Source organism: Streptomyces sp. NPDC001002 (genome assembly GCF_053599215.1).
On sequence record NZ_JBSFLV010000121.1, the window covers coordinates 1 to 14,934 of the forward strand.

A 14,934-nucleotide genomic window follows, 5' to 3' on the forward strand; every position below is an offset into this window, starting at 1 on the left:
AAGGGGCGGTTGCCGGTGGCCGCGTACACCAGGAGCGAGCCGAGCGAGAAGACGTCCGAGGCGGCGGTGACGTCCCTGGGGGAGGAGAACTGTTCCGGTGACATGAAGGGCGGGGTGCCGATCAGCCGGCCGGTGACCGTGAGGTCCTCGTTGTCGGCGGCGCGCGAGATGCCGAAGTCGATGACGCGTGGACCGTCCTCCGCGATGAGGACGTTGCTCGGCTTCAGGTCCCGGTGCACGACCCCGGCCCGATGGATGTCCCGCAGCGCCTCGACCAGGCCCAGTGCGAGGGTGCGCAGCCGGCGTCCGCTCAACGGGCCCTGTTCGGCGACCACTTCGGTCAGCGTGCGCCCCGGTACGTACAGCGTCGCCATCCACGGCTGCTCGGCGTCGGGATCGGCGTCCACGACCGGCGCGGTGAACGCGCCGCTCACCCGTCTCGCCGCCGCGACCTCCTGCCGGAAGCGGGCCCGGAACTCCTCGTCCAGCGCGTACTGCGCGTGCACGACCTTGATCGCGACCTGTCGCCCCGAGGCCGAGAGCCCCAGATGCACGACGCCCATACCGCCGCTGCCCAGTCGGTCGATCAGCGTGTAGCCGGCTATGGGCGCGCCGGTGGACTCGGCATTTCCGGAGCTCAGCGACATGCGCCGGTCACCTTTCCCCATTCCCCGGTCTGGACGGACCGCTCAAGGGGTTCAGACTAGGGCGTCGGTTCGCGGGCCAGTCCACCGACCGGTGAACCGACCGGTCGGTTCACCGGCACGGTCACTCCATCCTGAGCAGCCGGTTGACCGCCCGCCCGAACACGTACCGGCCCGCCGTCGCGAGCACCGGGTCGAAGAGCCCGGGCAGCAGCCGCACTCCCAACTCCTCGCGCCACACCACCCGGCTGCGCCCGCCGGGGCCCTGCCGTACCTCGATCTCGGCCCAGCCCCGCACGACCCGCCCCCGCTTCTCCAGCCGGCACAGGCCGGGCTCGTCGTCCGTCGGGGGCTGCCACAGCGTGACCTCCATCCGGTCGTCGAAGCCGAGCGGGCCGAGCCCAGAGCGGGCCACGAACACCGTGCCCACCTGTGTCGGGGCGGGCGTGGCCACGGTGACCCGGGTCAGCGGGACCACCTCGCCGTGCCGGGGCCACTCGGTGAGGCGGCGCCATGCCTCGGCCAGGGGCAGGGGTGCCGTGCGTTCGAGCTCGAAGGTGACCACACGACGATCGTAGGGAATCGCGGCTGCTCAACGGCGTGTTCACCGGCCCGTCACGCACTTGGCCCAGCCGCGCAATCACCGAAAGACGTAGACCGGACGACTCGGTCGGGGAGCCGGTCGTCCGCCGCGGATCGGGCGGTCGCGAAGGCACTGTGAACCGGTTAGTTTCCGCAGGAAGTAATAATTGCCCTTACCGAGATGCCTTCAACCGCGCATCTCCGCACGCCTGTTGATTCTTTTTGCCGTGCGTCAAGCGCAACGGTTCATCAATCGCCGCGAAACGCGAAGGAAACAGGCCCGGCGCAGTCTGTGGTCCGCGCTTCCGCAGCTCAGGCCGCCACGTGGGCGGTTCGTATTCCCTTCCCGAATTTCACGATCTCTTTTCATCTGCCTTCGGGCAAGGAGGTATTGCATGTCCGGGTTCAGCATCAGCCGACGTGGTCTGCTGGTCGGCGCCTCGGCCGTCGGCGCGTCCGCCGCGCTCAGCGCCTGTGGCGCCAAGACCGGTACCGAGACCTCGTCCGGCGCCGGGGCCAAGGCCGACACCTCGGGCAGTACCGTCAAGGTGGGTCTGCTGAACTCGCTCTCGGGCACCATGGCGATCAGTGAAGTGACCGTCCACAACGCGCTGTTGCTCGCCGTGAAGGAGATCAACGCGGCCGGCGGGGTGCTGGGCAAGACGCTCAAGCCGATCAGTCAGGACGGCGCCTCCGACTGGCCGACCTTCGCCGAGAAGGCGGAGGCCCTGATCAAGGACGACAAGGTCGTGGCCACCTTCGGCTGCTGGACCTCCGCCAGCCGCAAGGCGGTCAAGCCGGTCTTCGAGCGCTACAAGTCGCTGCTGTTCTACCCGGTGCAGTACGAGGGCCTGGAGCAGTCGCCCTACATCTTCTACATCGGGGCCACCACCAACCAGCAGATCGTGCCCGCCCTCGACTACCTCAAGAAGCAGGGCCTGACCCGGCTCTACCTGGTCGGCAGCGACTACGTCTTCCCGCGCACCGCCAACAAGATCATCAAGGCGTACGCGAAGGCCAAGGGCATGACGGTGGTCGGCGAGGACTACGCGCCGCTGGGCTCCACCGAGTTCAGCACCATCACCAACAAGGTCAAGGGCGCCGGCGCGGACGCCGTCTTCAACACTCTCAACGGCGACAGCAACGTGGCCTTCTTCAAGGAGTACAAATCCGCGGGCCTGACCGCCAAGAGCCTGCCGGTGCTCTCCGTCTCGATCGCCGAGGAGGAGGTCAAGAGCATCGGAACGCAGTACCTGGAAGGCCAGTTGACCGCCTGGAACTACTACGAGACCACCCCGGGCGCCGCCAACACCACGTTCGTGAAGGCCTATCAGGCCGCCTACGGCAAGGACAAGCCGACCTCCGACCCGATGGAGGCCGCCTACATCTCGGTCTACCTGTGGAAGGAGATGGTCGAGAAGGCCGGTTCCTTCGACGTCGCCAAGGTCAAGGCGGCCAGTGACGGCATCGTCTTCGAGGCACCCGAGGGCAAGGTCACCGTCGACGGCGCCACCCAGCACGTCTACAAGACCGCCCGCATCGGCAAGGTCGGCTCCGACGGCCTCATCGAGGAGGTCTGGAACTCGGGCAAGCCGATCAAGCCGGACCCGTACCTGAAGGGCTACTCCTGGGCGAGCAGCCTCTCCTGACGTTCCGTCAGCCCTCTGGTCGCCCCTGCCGGCACCCGCACCCCCGTCCCCTCCCGGAGCCCCCGGAGCCGCTTCATGACGGTCGTCCTCAACCAGTCGTTCACCGGCGTCAGCATCGGTGCCGTCCTGCTTCTCATCGCCCTCGGGCTGACCCTGACGTTCGGTCAGATGGGCGTGATCAACATGGCCCACGGCGAGTTCATCATGGCCGGCGCCTACACGACGTACGTGCTGCAGAAGTCCATCAGCAGCGCCGGCGTCTCCCTGCTCGTCGCGCTGCCGCTGGCCTTCCTCGTGGCCGGTGCCATGGGCGCGCTGCTCGAATGGCTGCTCATCCGGCGCCTCTACACCCGTCCCCTGGACACCCTGCTGGTCACCTGGGGCGTCTCCCTGATGCTCCAGCAGCTGGCCCGGGACGTCTTCGGCGCCCCCAATGTGCAGACGGCGGCGCCCGATCTGCTCACCGGCAACATCTCGGCAGGCGGGGTCACCTTCGCCAACAACCGCCTGTTCATTCTGGGGTTGGCGCTGCTGTGCGTCCTCGGCCTCACGCTGGTCCTGCGGTTCACCCCGCTCGGCCGCCGCATCCGGGCCGTCGTGCAGAACCGCGACCTCGCCGAGGTCTCCGGCATCGCGACCGGTCAGGTCGACCGGATCACCTTCTTCATCGGCTCGGGCCTCGCGGGCGTGGCCGGCGTCGCGCTCACCCTGGTCGGCCCGATCGGCCCGACGATGGGCACCAACTACATCGTCGACGCCTTCCTCGTCGTGGTCGTCGGCGGCATCGGACAGCTCAAGGGCGCCGTCATCACCGCCTTCGCACTGGGCGTGCTCCAGTCGGTCCTGGAGTACTCGACCACCGTCAGCGTCGCCAAGGTCGGCGTGCTCGTGGCGATCGTCGCCTTCCTCCAGTGGCGGCCCCAGGGCCTGTACACCCTGCGCACCCGGAGCCTGGCATGACGACGACCCTCACCCGCCTCCGAGTCCCGGGCGCCTTCCTCCTCGGCGCCGTCCTGCTGCTGGGCGTCGCCCCGCTCGCCCTCTCCGACTTCCGCCTCTCCCTGCTCGCCAAGTACCTCTGCTACGCCATCGTCGCCGTCGGCGTCAGCCTCGCCTGGGGCCGCGGCGGCCTGATGGTCCTCGGCCAGGGCGTCTTCTTCGGCCTCGGCGGCTACGCCATGGCCATGCACCTCAAGCTCACCGACGCCGCCGCCACCGGCGAGAAACTCCCCGACTTCATGCAGCTGTACGGCACTTCGGACACGCTGCCCTGGTGGTGGGAGCCGTTCACCAACCCGCTCTTCGCGCTCGCCATGACCGTGCTGCTGCCCATGGCCGTCGCCGCGGTGCTCGGCTTCTTCGTCTTCCGGCGCCGGGTGAAGGGCGCGTACTTCGCGATCCTCAGCCAGGCGCTCGCCGCCGCCCTGTCGATCTGGCTGATCGGCCAGCAGGCCACCACCGGCGGCACCAACGGACTCACCGACATCCAGGGCTTCTTCGGCTACTCGCTGGACGACCCGGTCAACCAGCGGATGGTGTACTTCATCATCGCCGCCGTGCTGCTCGTGCTGATGGCCCTGGCCCGCCAGCTGTTCGTCAGCCGCTACGGCGAACTCCTCGTCGCGGTACGGGACTCGGAGGAACGGGTCCGCTTCCTCGGCTACGACCCCGCCAACGTCAAGCTCGTCGCGTACGTCGTCGCGGCCGGCATGGCGGGACTCGCGGGCGCCCTGTTCGTACCCGCGGTGGGCATCATCTCGCCCGCGCTGATCGGGATCGTGCCGTCCATCGGCTTCGTGATCGGCGCGGCCGTCGGCGGCCGGGCCTCGCTGGTCGGCGCGGTGCTCGGCGCGATCGCCGTGGCCTGGGCGCAGAGCACGCTCTCCGACGCCTTCCCGGCGGCGTGGACCTACCTCCAGGGCCTGCTGTTCGTACTGGCGGTCGGCTTCCTGCCGGGCGGGCTGGCGTCCCTGTGGGGCGTCCTGCGCAGGAGGCGTACGCGTCCAACACCCGTGATCCGTACGGAAGAAGCAGTCGCTGTGACGGTGGGGGAGACGGCATGAGTGGCTCGGAACTCAAGGGCGAGGGGCTGACCGTCCGTGACCTGCGGGTCACCTTCGACGGCTTCACCGCGGTCGACGGCGTCGACCTCGACATCCGCCCCGGCGACCTGCGCTTCCTCATCGGTCCGAACGGCGCCGGCAAGACGACGCTCGTCGACGCGGTCACCGGCCTGGTGAAGGCGACCGGATCGGTGCGCTTCGGCGGCGACGAGCTGCTCGGCAAGCCGGTGCACCGGATCGCCCGCCTCGGGATCGGCCGTACGTTCCAAACGGCCACGGTCTTCGAGCAGTTGACGGTGCTGCAGAACCTGGACATCGCCGCCGGCGCCGGGCGCGGACCGCTGACCATGCTCCGTCGGCGCACGGGCGTACCGGAGTCGGTCACCAAGGCGCTGGAGACCACCGGCCTGACCGAGCTGCGCGACCGCCCGGCCGGTGTCCTCGCGCACGGCCAGAAACAGTGGCTGGAGATCGGCATGCTGCTCGTGCAGGACGTCCAACTCCTGCTGCTGGACGAGCCGGTGGCCGGCATGAGTCACGAAGAGCGGGAGGCGACGGGTGAGTTGCTGCAACGCGTCAGCGAGGACCACACCGTCGTCGTCATCGAGCACGACATGGACTTCATGCGCTCCTTCGCGCGCAGCGTGAGCGTCCTGCACGCAGGCAAGGTGCTCAGCGAGGGCACGGTGGCTGAGGTGCAGGCCGACGCGAAGGTGCAGGAGGTCTATCTGGGGCGGGCCTCGGAGCCAGAGGCCGTGCTCGCCCCCGGATCCGCCGCCGTGTCCGAGCCCGCTGCCGCCGTTCCCGTCGCCGAGGAGGCGTGATGCCATGCTGGAGTTGAGCAACGTCCGGGCCGGTTACGACCGCAGCCCCGTCCTGCACGGCGTGACCGTCTCCGTCCCCAAGGACGGTGTCGCGGCCGTCCTCGGTCACAACGGCGCCGGCAAGAGCACGCTGTTGCGCGCGGCGATGGGCCTGTTGAAGCCGAAGTCGGGGACCGTACTGCTGGACGGCGAGGACATCACCCGTCTCGCCCCGCACCAGCGAGTGGCACGCGGCATGGCCTACGTACCGCAGGGCCAGCAGTCCTTCCCGCACCTGACCACCGCCGAGAACCTCCAACTCGTCGCCGACGGACGTCCGGACGGGAAGGAAGCGATCGCGGAGGCCCTCGACCTCTTCCCCGTCCTGCGTGAACTCTCCGGCCGCCGGGCCGGGTTGCTCTCCGGCGGCCAGCGTCAGCAACTCGCCCTGGCCCGCGCCCTGGTGACCCGGCCGAGGCTGCTGCTGCTCGACGAACCGACCGAGGGCATCCAGCCCTCCGTGGTCGCGGAGATAGAGGAGACGATCCTGGCGCTCGCCCGGCGCGGCGGCCTGTCGGTCCTGCTCGTCGAGCAGCACGTCGGGTTCGCCATGCGCGCGGCCCAGCGGTACTACGTGCTCGAAGCGGGCCGGGTCACCTCCACGGGGGTCGGCGGCGCGGAGTCCGAGCAGGCGGTGCGGGAGGCGCTCAGCGTGTGAGGCGCTCAGCCTGAAGCGCTCAGCGATTGAGGTCGGCCCCAGGAACCGGCAGCGGCTCCAGGACTGGGTTGGCCAGATGCTGGTAGATGATCATCGTGCGGAAGCTCAGGATCTCGCGGCGGTTGGTGAACCGGTCGAGCAGGAAGGCGTGCAGATGCTCGATGTCCTGAACCGCGACATGGACCAGGAAGTCGTCGTTGCCCGCCATCGTGTAGACGGACAGGACTTCGGGCAGCCGGGACACCGACTGCTCGAAGGCCGCCACCACCTCGCGGCTCAGCGGCCGGACCGTGGCTGCCACCATCGCCTGCACCCCGCGGTTCAACGCCGGCAGCGCGACCTGCGCGCGGTAGCCCCGGATCACCCCGCGCTGCCGCAGCAGCCGGATGCGCTCCAGACAGGTGGAGGGAGCGATGCCGACCTTCTCCGCGATGGCCCGGTTGGGTTGCCGAGCATCCTCCTGCAGATGCCGCAGGATCGCCGTATCAAGTTCGTCCACGATCGCCTCCGTGCGGGCGCTGCCGAATTTCGTTCGGGATCTTCACCACGGTCCGGAACATCACCCTAGCTTCTCGACCATGACGCAAACATTCGAGCACGAAGAGGTGACCCTCCGTCGTGGCCCCCGCTCAGGGCTGCCGATCGTCGTCGCGATCCACTCCCGCGCCCTGGGCCCGGCCGTCGGCGGCTGCCGGATGCGGCGCTACGGCAGCTGGCGCGACGGACTCACCGACGCGCTGCGGCTGTCCGAGGCCATGACCTACAAGTGCGCCGCGTCCGGCCTTGACTTCGGCGGCGCCAAGAGCGTGGTCGCCCTCGACGAGCACACCGAACTCACCCCGGAACTAAGGGAGTCGGCACTGGCCGACCTGGGCGAGATCATCGCCTCCTTCGGGGGCTCCTACCTCGCGGGCCCGGATGTGGGCACCACACCCGACGACATGGTCGTGCTGCGCCGCTCCTCTCCGTACGTCTTCTGCCTCCCCGAGGAGCACGGCGGCACCGGTGACTCCGGTGTCCCGACCGCCACCGGTGTGCTCGCCGCCCTGCGGGCCGGTGCGGACCACGTCTTCGGGCAGCCCTCCCTCGCCGGCCGTACCGTCCTGGTCAGCGGCTTCGGCTCGGTCGGCGGCCGGGTCGCGGCCGGCCTCGCCGCGGACGGCGCGCGGGTGCTGGTCTCCGACGTGGACCCGTCGAAGCGGACGGCCGCCGAGCGGTCCGGCCTCGACTGGGTCGACCCCGACGCGGTGCTCGACACGCAGGCTGACGTCCTGGTCCCGGCCGCCGTCGGCGGGGTGCTGAGCCCGCGGACGGCGCCCCTGCTCGACGTACGGCTCGTGGTCGGCCCGGCGAACAACCAGCTCACTGACGACTCGGTCGCCGACCTCCTCGCCGAGCGGGGCGTCGTCTGGGTACCGGACTTCGTCGCGAGCGCGGGTGGCGTCGTGTACACCCTCGGCCGCGAGATCGACCGGCTCGACAGGGAGCAGGCGGTGCGCCGCGTCGAGGGCATCGGCGACACGGTGACCGTGCTGCTGGAGGAGGCCCGCCGGAACGGCACGACTCCGCTGCGCGAGGCTCAGCGGCTCGCCACGGAGAGGCTCGCGCCGCGTGGAGGGAGGGTCACTGTGGGCCGGGGAGCTTGAGCGGACCGCCCCTCGCCAACTGACCTCTTGTCGCGACTGGCGATCTGTCAACAGCCCTTCGGCTCCCAGATGTTGGTGTCCCAGTCCAGGTGCCGGACGAGGTCGTCCTCGCCCGGGCGGGACGGGGGCGCGGGCGGGCCGGGGCGATTCGGCGGTGCGCCCGGGTCGGGCCGGTTGGGCGGCGCGGCCGTGTCCGGTCGGGACGGAGGGGCGCTCGGGCCGGGTCGGGGCGGAGGCGTACTGGCACCCGGCCGGGACGGAGACCCCTCGGCACCCGGCCGGGACGGGGCCTGCGCGCCTCGGGAGATGTTTCCGCTGACCGTGATGTTGTGCTCCACGCGCGGGCGGCGGAGTGTCTCGTACAGGGACAGCGCGGAGTCCGTGTCCGGGGCGTCGCGCAGGCACTTGGCGAGGATGACGGCGTCCTCCATGGCCATCGACGCGCCCTGCCCGGTCGCGGGGGAGGCGGCGTGGGCGGCGTCGCCGATGAGCAGGGTCCGGCCGGAGCGCCAGCGCGTGCCCGTGGGGATCTCGGTGGCGTTGGTGACCATGAGCTCGTCGGAGGTGGCCGCGACCAGGTCGGCGGCGGGCGTGGCGTCCTTGCGCAGCAACGGCACGAGCAGCTCGCGCCAGTCGGCGGGCGTGCCCTGCGCCAACTCCTCGGCGGACAGCGGATCACCGCCCACGCGCGCGAACCAGAAGGTCTCCCCGGCGGGCGACACCGTGTATCCGAAGGCGACGGAACTGCCACGCACCATGGTGATGCGGGCGTCGTCTTCAGGGGAGTCTGTCGAGGCCGTGGATGCGGGATCCGCCGACGTGACGGAGGTGTGGTCCCCTGAGGGCTCGGCTCCCGCCTCACCCCGGCCCCCGACATACCCGTAGAACACCCGCTGCCCCGCATAAACCGGCCGTACCTCCGGGGCGAACGTCGTGCGGACCGTGGAGTTCAGGCCGTCCGCGCCGATGAGGAGGTCGCCCGTGGCCGTGCTGCCGTCGGTGAAGCGGACCGTCACTCCGGCCGGGCCCTCCTCTACGCCCGCGAGCCGTGTGCCGTGCCGGATGTCGATGCCCCGGCGCCGCGCCTCCGCCTGGAGCGCGGTGTTGAGTTCACCGCGGCGCAGGCACCGGTATCTCAGCTGCGGGTCGGCGGCCTCGCCCAGCGGCACCTGCGCCAACTGCGCGCCGCTGTCGTCGAGTACGCGCATCGAGGTGAGCGGGAAGCCGGCCGCGCCCACCGCCGCCGACGCGTCGAGCTGCGCGAGGGCCCGCATGCCGTTGCTCGCCAGGGTCAGGAACGCGCCGATGTCCTCGGCGGAGTCGGGGTGCGCCTCGTACACGACGACGTGGAGTCCCGCCTTGCGCAGGGCCAGCGCCGTCGTCGTACCCGCGATGCCGCCGCCGATGACCAGTACCCGTGCCATGTAGCTCCCCGTTCCGGCTCCACCCGACCGTCCTGATGATCCAACGCCCGGCCCACCCCTCGGGTTCCGCGGCCGGGTCTCAGCCGGTGCCGGGTTGGACGAGCTTGAACAGGAGGCGGGCGGCCGCTCGGCGGGCGGCTTGGCGCAGGCGGACGGGAGGAACGGGGGCTGGTGTGCCACCGAGGCGGGCGAACAGGGCCTCGGCGTTCGTGCGGTTGACGGCCTGCAGGAGTTCGGGCGGTACGCCGGTGTCGAGGCCCTGGGCGAAGTACTGCCCGGCGGGTCCGGGCGCGAACGGCCAGTCGCTGCCGAACAGGACGTGTCCCGGCTTGGCGAAGGCCAGCAGCGTCGGCAGCGCGGCCGGGCTGGAGGACAGCGCGGTGTCGAAGTAGAAGCTCCGGAAGTCGTCCAGGGTGTCCAGCGGACTGCGCCCGATGTCACCGGCGAGCGAGACGGCCATGCGATGCGAGGCGTACGGCACGAACCCGCCCGCGTGGCTGAGGATGAACCGGATGTTCGGGTACGTGCGCACAACACCGTTGCGTACGAGGAGATATGCGGCCCGCGTGGTGTCCAGGAGGAAGTCGGCGGCGAACGGGGGGATGCCGTCGACGGGCGGGGCGGGCAGCTCGGCCGGGTGGACGAACACCACGGCACTCCGCTCGTCCAGGGCCCGCCACAGCGCGTCCTGGCCGTCCGCGCCGAGGTAGACACCCTGGTTGTTGGCGAGCAACGTGACCCCGTCGGCGCCGAGTTGGTCCAGTGCCCGCACGGCCTCCGCGGTGGAGGCGGCGACATCGGGCATCGGCAGGGTGGCGAAGTACCCGAAGCGGCCGGGGTGTTGGGCGGGCAGGGACGCGGAGTGGTCGTTGAGCCGGCGCGCCAGATCGGCGGCCTCGGCCGGTGAGTCGAGGAACGCGGTGCCGGGCGTGGAGACCGACACGAAGGCCGTCTCCGTACTCAGCAAGTCCATTGCCTCCAGCGCCGATTCGGCACTCCACTCCGGCAACGTCCGCCCACCGGCCTCGGTGAGCCCCGCCTTGGCGAGCAGATCGCGGTAGAAGGTCGGTACGAGGTGCTGGTGCACGTCGACGCGACGGGCGGCGGTGGTCATCCCTGGTTCCTCTCGGCCGTGCGTGCCTTGCTCTCCATGTGGACGGCCGCGCCGTGGACTAGGCGGGCGTGCAGCTCGAACATCGCCACGAGGTCGACGGAGTCGCCGTTGATCTCCCGGTGCACGAACAGGCCGTCGGCACCGGCGATGGCGTAGGTGGTGAGTGTCTCCACGTCCTTCGCGCCCAGGTCGGGGAAGAGGGTCGCGGCAACTTCGGCGATCCGCTGCCGGGAGATCTCGCGGACCTGGAGGAACACCGTCCGTCCGCGGGGTTCGGTGGGCCGGCGTTCGAGCGCGAGCATCAGACCGAGCCGGAGGAAGTCCGGTGCGTCCACAAGGGAGTTGGCGATGTTCGCGGCCATGACCAGCACCCGCTCCAGCGGGGTGCCGGCGTCCTCGCCGGGCAACTCGACCGCGGACAGCCAGGCTTCGAAGCTGCGCTCGATGACGGCCGCGATGAGGTCGTCCTTGTCCTTGAAGTGCCAGTAGATGGAGCTGGCGGGCAGCCCGCACTTGGCGCTCACGGCCGCGATGGACGTGCCCTCGTAGCCGCGCTCACCGGCGATCTCCACCGTCGCGTCCAGGATGCGCCGCCGTGATTCCACCCCGTTCGCCCGCATCTTGCGCGCGTTCTGTGCCCCGGCGGCCCTGGTCATGAGATGCGCCTTCCCGTCCTGCTCGGCTGCTGACCGGCCCTTGACCGGTTCTGGCGGCCAGCTTACCGTATCGACCATTCCAATTGGAATAAGCGTTACAGCAATGAGCCGCGGCAGCACGGACCGACCACAGTGAGGTGGCTGATGGACACAGACGGTGCCTACGACGTGGCGGTGATCGGCTACGGCCCCACGGGCGTCACCGCCGCGAACCTGCTCGGGGCGACGGGCCTGCGGGTGGTCGTCCTGGAGCGGGACGCCGAGGTCTACTCCCGCGCGCGGGCGATCTCCACCGACGAGGAGGTCGTACGGATCTGGCAGCGCGCGGGCCTCGCCGAGCGACTGAAGCGGGACATGCTCGCCGAGCGCCCGGTCGACTTCGTGGACGCGCGGGGCCGCTCCTTCCTCAGCGCCTGCCCGACGCCGCGCGGACACGGCCATCCGGCCCAAATGTTCCTCTACCAACCGGCGTTGGAGCAGGTCCTGCGCGAGGGCGTCGACCGCTACCCGAACGTGGAGGTACTGCTGCGGCACGAGTGCCTGCGGCTGCGCCAGGACGCCGAGGGCGTGGAGTTGACCGTGGTCTCCACCGACGACGACTCGGTACGACGGATCCGCGCTGCCTACGTCATCGCGGCCGACGGCGGATCCAGCCTCACCCGCGCCCAGTTGAACGTCGGGTACGAGGGACGGACGTACGAGGACCGCTGGGTCGTCGTCGACACCGAGATGCTGAAGCCGTGGCCCGGCCACGACCGGCTGCGGTTCCGCTGCGATCCGGCCCGGCCCGCGGTGGACTGTCCGACCCCGCTCGGCCACCACCGCTGGGAGTTCCCGATCCTGCCGGGCGACGACGAGACGTACCTGACGACCGACGAGGCGATCCATCGCCTGCTCGCGCGGTACGGGATCGGCGCGGACGACGTCAGGATCCAACGGGCCACGGTCTACAGCCATCACGTCCGCTTCGCCGACCGCTTCCGGGTGGGCCGAGTTTTCCTCGCGGGTGACGCCGCGCACGCCATGCCGCCGTGGATCGGGCAGGGGATGGCGGCCGGGGTGCGGGACGCGGCCAACCTGTGCTGGAAGCTCGACGCGGTGCTGCGGGGCGAGTTGGGCGAGGACGTGCTCGACAGCTACGAGGCCGAGCGGAAACCGCATGTCAAAGAGGTGACCAGGCGGGCGGTGTTCGTCGGTCGGGTCATCACCGAGCGCCGCCGGACGGTGGCGGCCGTTCGCGACCGCGGACTGCGCGTCCTGGGGCAAGTGCCCGGTTTCGGCGCCTGGTTGCAGGACTCTCAGTGGATCCCCGTCGCGCGCCACGCGGCCGGATTCCAGGCCCGGCCGCGTACCAAGGCGTCCGGCAGCCAGATCCCTCAGCCCTGGGTGACCGCACCCGACGGGACGCGCGTCCGGCTGGACGACGTACTCGCCGGCCGCTGGCTGCTGCTGCACGCGCGCACGGCCACGGCCCAACCCCGCTGGAACGTCACCGCGTTGACCGTCACCCCCGCCGGATCCCGTCCCGCCGAGGGCACGGTCGTCGACAGCGACGGCGTGCTGCTGCCCTGGCTGGCCGAGCACCGCGCGACCGTCCTCGCCCTGCGCCCGGACGGCTACGTCTACGCGGCTGCCCGGGCCGGAGCCCAACTCCCGCCACCACCCGCCCGGTTCACCCCGGCGCTCCGTCCGACCGTCACGACCACGGGATGAGGACCGTCATGACCACACACACCGAACTGCCCGCCATGCAGGAGTACGTGCTCGACGTCTCCGGCAAGGAGATCTTCGTCGCCGAGACCGGTGACGGTCCGCCCGTGGTTCTGCTGCACGGCGGTGGACCGGGCGCCTCCGGAGTCGCCAACTACGCACGAAATATCGCTGAGTTGGCGAAGTCGAACCGGGTGATCGTGCCCGACCTGCCCGGCTACGGCCGCAGCACCAAGGGCGTCGACGCCGCCGACCCCTTCGGTTACCTGGCCGACGCGATGCGCGGTGTGCTGGACCGACTCGGCCTGGACCGGGCCCACTTGGTCGGCAACTCCTACGGCGGGGCCTGCGCGCTGCGGCTCGCTCTCGACACTCCCGACCGGGTCGACCGGATGGTCCTGATGGGCCCCGGCGGTGTCGGCGTCACGCGCGCTCTGCCCACGCCGGGTCTGAGCAGCCTCCTCAACTACTACTCGGGGGAAGGGCCTTCGCGGCCGAAGCTGGAGAAGTTCATCCGGCAATACCTCGTCTTCAACGCGGCCGACGTGCCCGACAGCGTCATCGACGCGCGCTACCGGGACAGCATCGACCCGGAGGTCGTCGCGGCACCGCCGCTGACCCGCCCGTCCGGCCCGAACGCGCTGCGGACGCTGTGGAAGATGGACTTCACGCGCGACGAGCGCCTGTCCCGGCTGCCCGTGCCCACCCTCGTCCTGTGGGGCGCCGCCGACCAGGTCAACCGGCCCTCCGGCGGCCGCATGCTGGCCGAGCGGCTGCCCGACTGTGATCTCTATCTGGTCGCCAACACGGGCCACTGGGTGCAGTTCGAGCGCGCCGAACTGTTCAACCGCGTGTGCGCCGACTTCCTGGCGGGGCGGCGATGAGCACCCCGGGAGAGGCGTCCGTCTTCGGCTCCGTGCACCTCGGCTACGTCGTCGTGGAGACCGAACACTTCGCGGACTGGCGCCGCTTCGGAGCCGACGCCATCGGCATGCACCACGACGCCCTCGACACCGACTTGATGCGGTTCCGCCTCGACGACCAGGAGTGCCGCTTCCTGCTGCGGCGCGGACCGGCCGAGGACGTCGTCGCCACCGGCTGGCACATCGACGACCACGTCAGCTTCGAGCGGATCGAGGCGCGGATCCGTGCCCATGGCGTTCCCGTCTCTCAAGGGACCGCGGAAGAAGCGCAGTTGAGGGGTGTTGAACGGCTGCTGCGCTTCCCCGGTCCCAAGGGCATCGTCCAGGAGATCTACACGACCCCGCTGACCTCGTCCGAGCCACTGCGCATGCTCGCGTCCGGCTTCGTCACCGGCGACTCCGGCATGGGGCACATCGCGCTTACGTCAACTCAACCAGCCCGAGTTCGCGGCTACTTCACCAATGTCTTCGACGCCCGACTGACCGATTACATCGACGAGACGATCAGCGGCGCCAAGCTCAGGATCCGCTTCCTGCGCGTCAACGAACGCCACCACTCCATCGCGGTGGCCGCGCTCAAGGGACTGCCCGTCGACCCGGTCCGCACCCGGGTCCAGCACCTCAACATCCAGGCGGCCACCCTCGACGACGTGGCCCGCAGCTACCAGCGGGTGCACGAACTCGGCTTCGACATGGCTCTGTCCGTCGGTCAGCACACCAACGACAAGGAGCTGTCGTACTACGCCGTCACTCCGTCGGGCTTCGAGTGGGAGGTCGGCTGGAACCCGGTCGTCGTCGACGAGTCGACCTGGCAACCCAGCACCCACCAGGGCATCAGCGTGTGGGGCCACACGCCGGTCGGACAGACGATCGTCGACAGACTCGCCCAGTTCCGCCTCGGCGCCCGCTCCCTCGCCCGTACCGAGGAGACCGTCCCCGCCCTGAGCGGCGCCGGGATCCCGGACGACTGAGCGGGACGGTCACGGGGTCGACCTACCCGCG

At 70.4% G+C, this 14,934-nt stretch carries 15 protein-coding genes; 9 read left to right on the forward strand and 6 right to left on the reverse strand.

The window, feature by feature from the left end:
* On the reverse strand, positions 1-647 hold a 647-nt coding region (locus ACWDR3_RS36640; protein WP_450356889.1), incomplete at its 3' end, for a serine/threonine-protein kinase.
* Positions 648-768: 121 nt separating this feature from the next.
* On the reverse strand, positions 769-1,209 hold the full coding sequence (locus tag ACWDR3_RS36645) for an SRPBCC family protein (protein ID WP_450356890.1): 441 nt from the start codon (positions 1,207-1,209) through the stop codon (positions 769-771).
* A 412-nt stretch (positions 1,210-1,621) separates the two neighbouring features.
* Here ACWDR3_RS36645 and urtA point away from each other — a divergent pair, with 412 nt between their 5' ends.
* From urtA to urtE, 5 genes are all read left to right on the forward strand, one after another.
* Complete coding sequence (urtA, locus tag ACWDR3_RS36650) at positions 1,622-2,875, forward strand: urea ABC transporter substrate-binding protein (RefSeq protein WP_450356891.1); 1,254 nt, start codon at positions 1,622-1,624, stop codon at positions 2,873-2,875.
* Positions 2,876-2,950: 75 nt separating this feature from the next.
* On the forward strand, positions 2,951-3,835 hold the full coding sequence (gene urtB / locus ACWDR3_RS36655) for an urea ABC transporter permease subunit UrtB (RefSeq protein WP_450356892.1): 885 nt from the start codon (positions 2,951-2,953) through the stop codon (positions 3,833-3,835).
* The gene (urtC, locus tag ACWDR3_RS36660) at positions 3,832-4,938 is read left to right on the forward strand and encodes an urea ABC transporter permease subunit UrtC (protein ID WP_450356893.1); all 1,107 of its coding nucleotides are present in this window, start codon (positions 3,832-3,834) and stop codon (positions 4,936-4,938) included. The genes urtB and urtC overlap by 4 nt, the downstream gene beginning before the upstream one ends.
* Positions 4,935-5,762, forward strand: coding sequence for an urea ABC transporter ATP-binding protein UrtD (urtD, locus tag ACWDR3_RS36665; protein ID WP_450356894.1), 828 nt, complete (start codon positions 4,935-4,937; stop codon positions 5,760-5,762). The genes urtC and urtD overlap by 4 nt, the downstream gene beginning before the upstream one ends.
* A 4-nt stretch (positions 5,763-5,766) precedes the next feature.
* Positions 5,767-6,459: an urea ABC transporter ATP-binding subunit UrtE gene (gene urtE / locus ACWDR3_RS36670; protein ID WP_450356895.1), complete on the forward strand. Its 693-nt coding sequence runs from the start codon at positions 5,767-5,769 to the stop codon at positions 6,457-6,459.
* A 19-nt stretch (positions 6,460-6,478) separates the two neighbouring features.
* On the opposite strand, the gene ACWDR3_RS36675 is transcribed toward urtE, so the two are convergent.
* A complete protein-coding gene (locus tag ACWDR3_RS36675; RefSeq protein WP_450356896.1) occupies positions 6,479-6,958 on the reverse strand; it encodes an Lrp/AsnC family transcriptional regulator in 480 nt (159 codons plus the stop codon).
* A 79-nt stretch (positions 6,959-7,037) separates the two neighbouring features.
* On the opposite strand from ACWDR3_RS36675, the gene ACWDR3_RS36680 reads away from it, so the two are divergent.
* Positions 7,038-8,105, forward strand: coding sequence for a Glu/Leu/Phe/Val dehydrogenase dimerization domain-containing protein (locus ACWDR3_RS36680; protein WP_450356897.1), 1,068 nt, complete (start codon positions 7,038-7,040; stop codon positions 8,103-8,105).
* Positions 8,106-8,152: 47 nt separating this feature from the next.
* Here ACWDR3_RS36680 and ACWDR3_RS36685 read toward each other — a convergent pair whose 3' ends face one another.
* From ACWDR3_RS36685 to ACWDR3_RS36695, 3 genes are all read right to left on the reverse strand, one after another.
* Positions 8,153-9,529, reverse strand: coding sequence for an FAD-dependent oxidoreductase (locus ACWDR3_RS36685; protein WP_450356898.1), 1,377 nt, complete (start codon positions 9,527-9,529; stop codon positions 8,153-8,155).
* 79 nt (positions 9,530-9,608) lie between these two features.
* Positions 9,609-10,643, reverse strand: a complete 1,035-nt coding sequence (locus ACWDR3_RS36690) for an amidohydrolase family protein (protein ID WP_450356899.1) — start codon at positions 10,641-10,643, stop codon at positions 9,609-9,611.
* Positions 10,640-11,299 (reverse strand): TetR/AcrR family transcriptional regulator, encoded by a 660-nt coding sequence (locus tag ACWDR3_RS36695; protein WP_450356900.1) that lies wholly within the window; start codon positions 11,297-11,299, stop codon positions 10,640-10,642. Before ACWDR3_RS36695 ends, ACWDR3_RS36690 begins: the two co-directional genes overlap by 4 nt.
* 144 nt (positions 11,300-11,443) lie before the next feature.
* Here ACWDR3_RS36695 and ACWDR3_RS36700 point away from each other — a divergent pair, with 144 nt between their 5' ends.
* The 3 genes from ACWDR3_RS36700 to ACWDR3_RS36710 are packed head-to-tail and all read left to right on the forward strand — an operon-like array spanning position 11,444 to position 14,903.
* Complete coding sequence (locus ACWDR3_RS36700) at positions 11,444-13,012, forward strand: bifunctional 3-(3-hydroxy-phenyl)propionate/3-hydroxycinnamic acid hydroxylase (RefSeq protein ID WP_450356901.1); 1,569 nt, start codon at positions 11,444-11,446, stop codon at positions 13,010-13,012.
* 8 nt (positions 13,013-13,020) lie between these two features.
* Entirely contained in the window at positions 13,021-13,893 is an 873-nt protein-coding gene (locus tag ACWDR3_RS36705; protein ID WP_450356902.1) for an alpha/beta fold hydrolase, read from the forward strand.
* On the forward strand, positions 13,890-14,903 hold the full coding sequence (locus ACWDR3_RS36710) for a VOC family protein (RefSeq protein WP_450356903.1): 1,014 nt from the start codon (positions 13,890-13,892) through the stop codon (positions 14,901-14,903). Before ACWDR3_RS36705 ends, ACWDR3_RS36710 begins: the two co-directional genes overlap by 4 nt.
* The last annotated feature ends 31 nt before the right edge of the window (positions 14,904-14,934 follow it).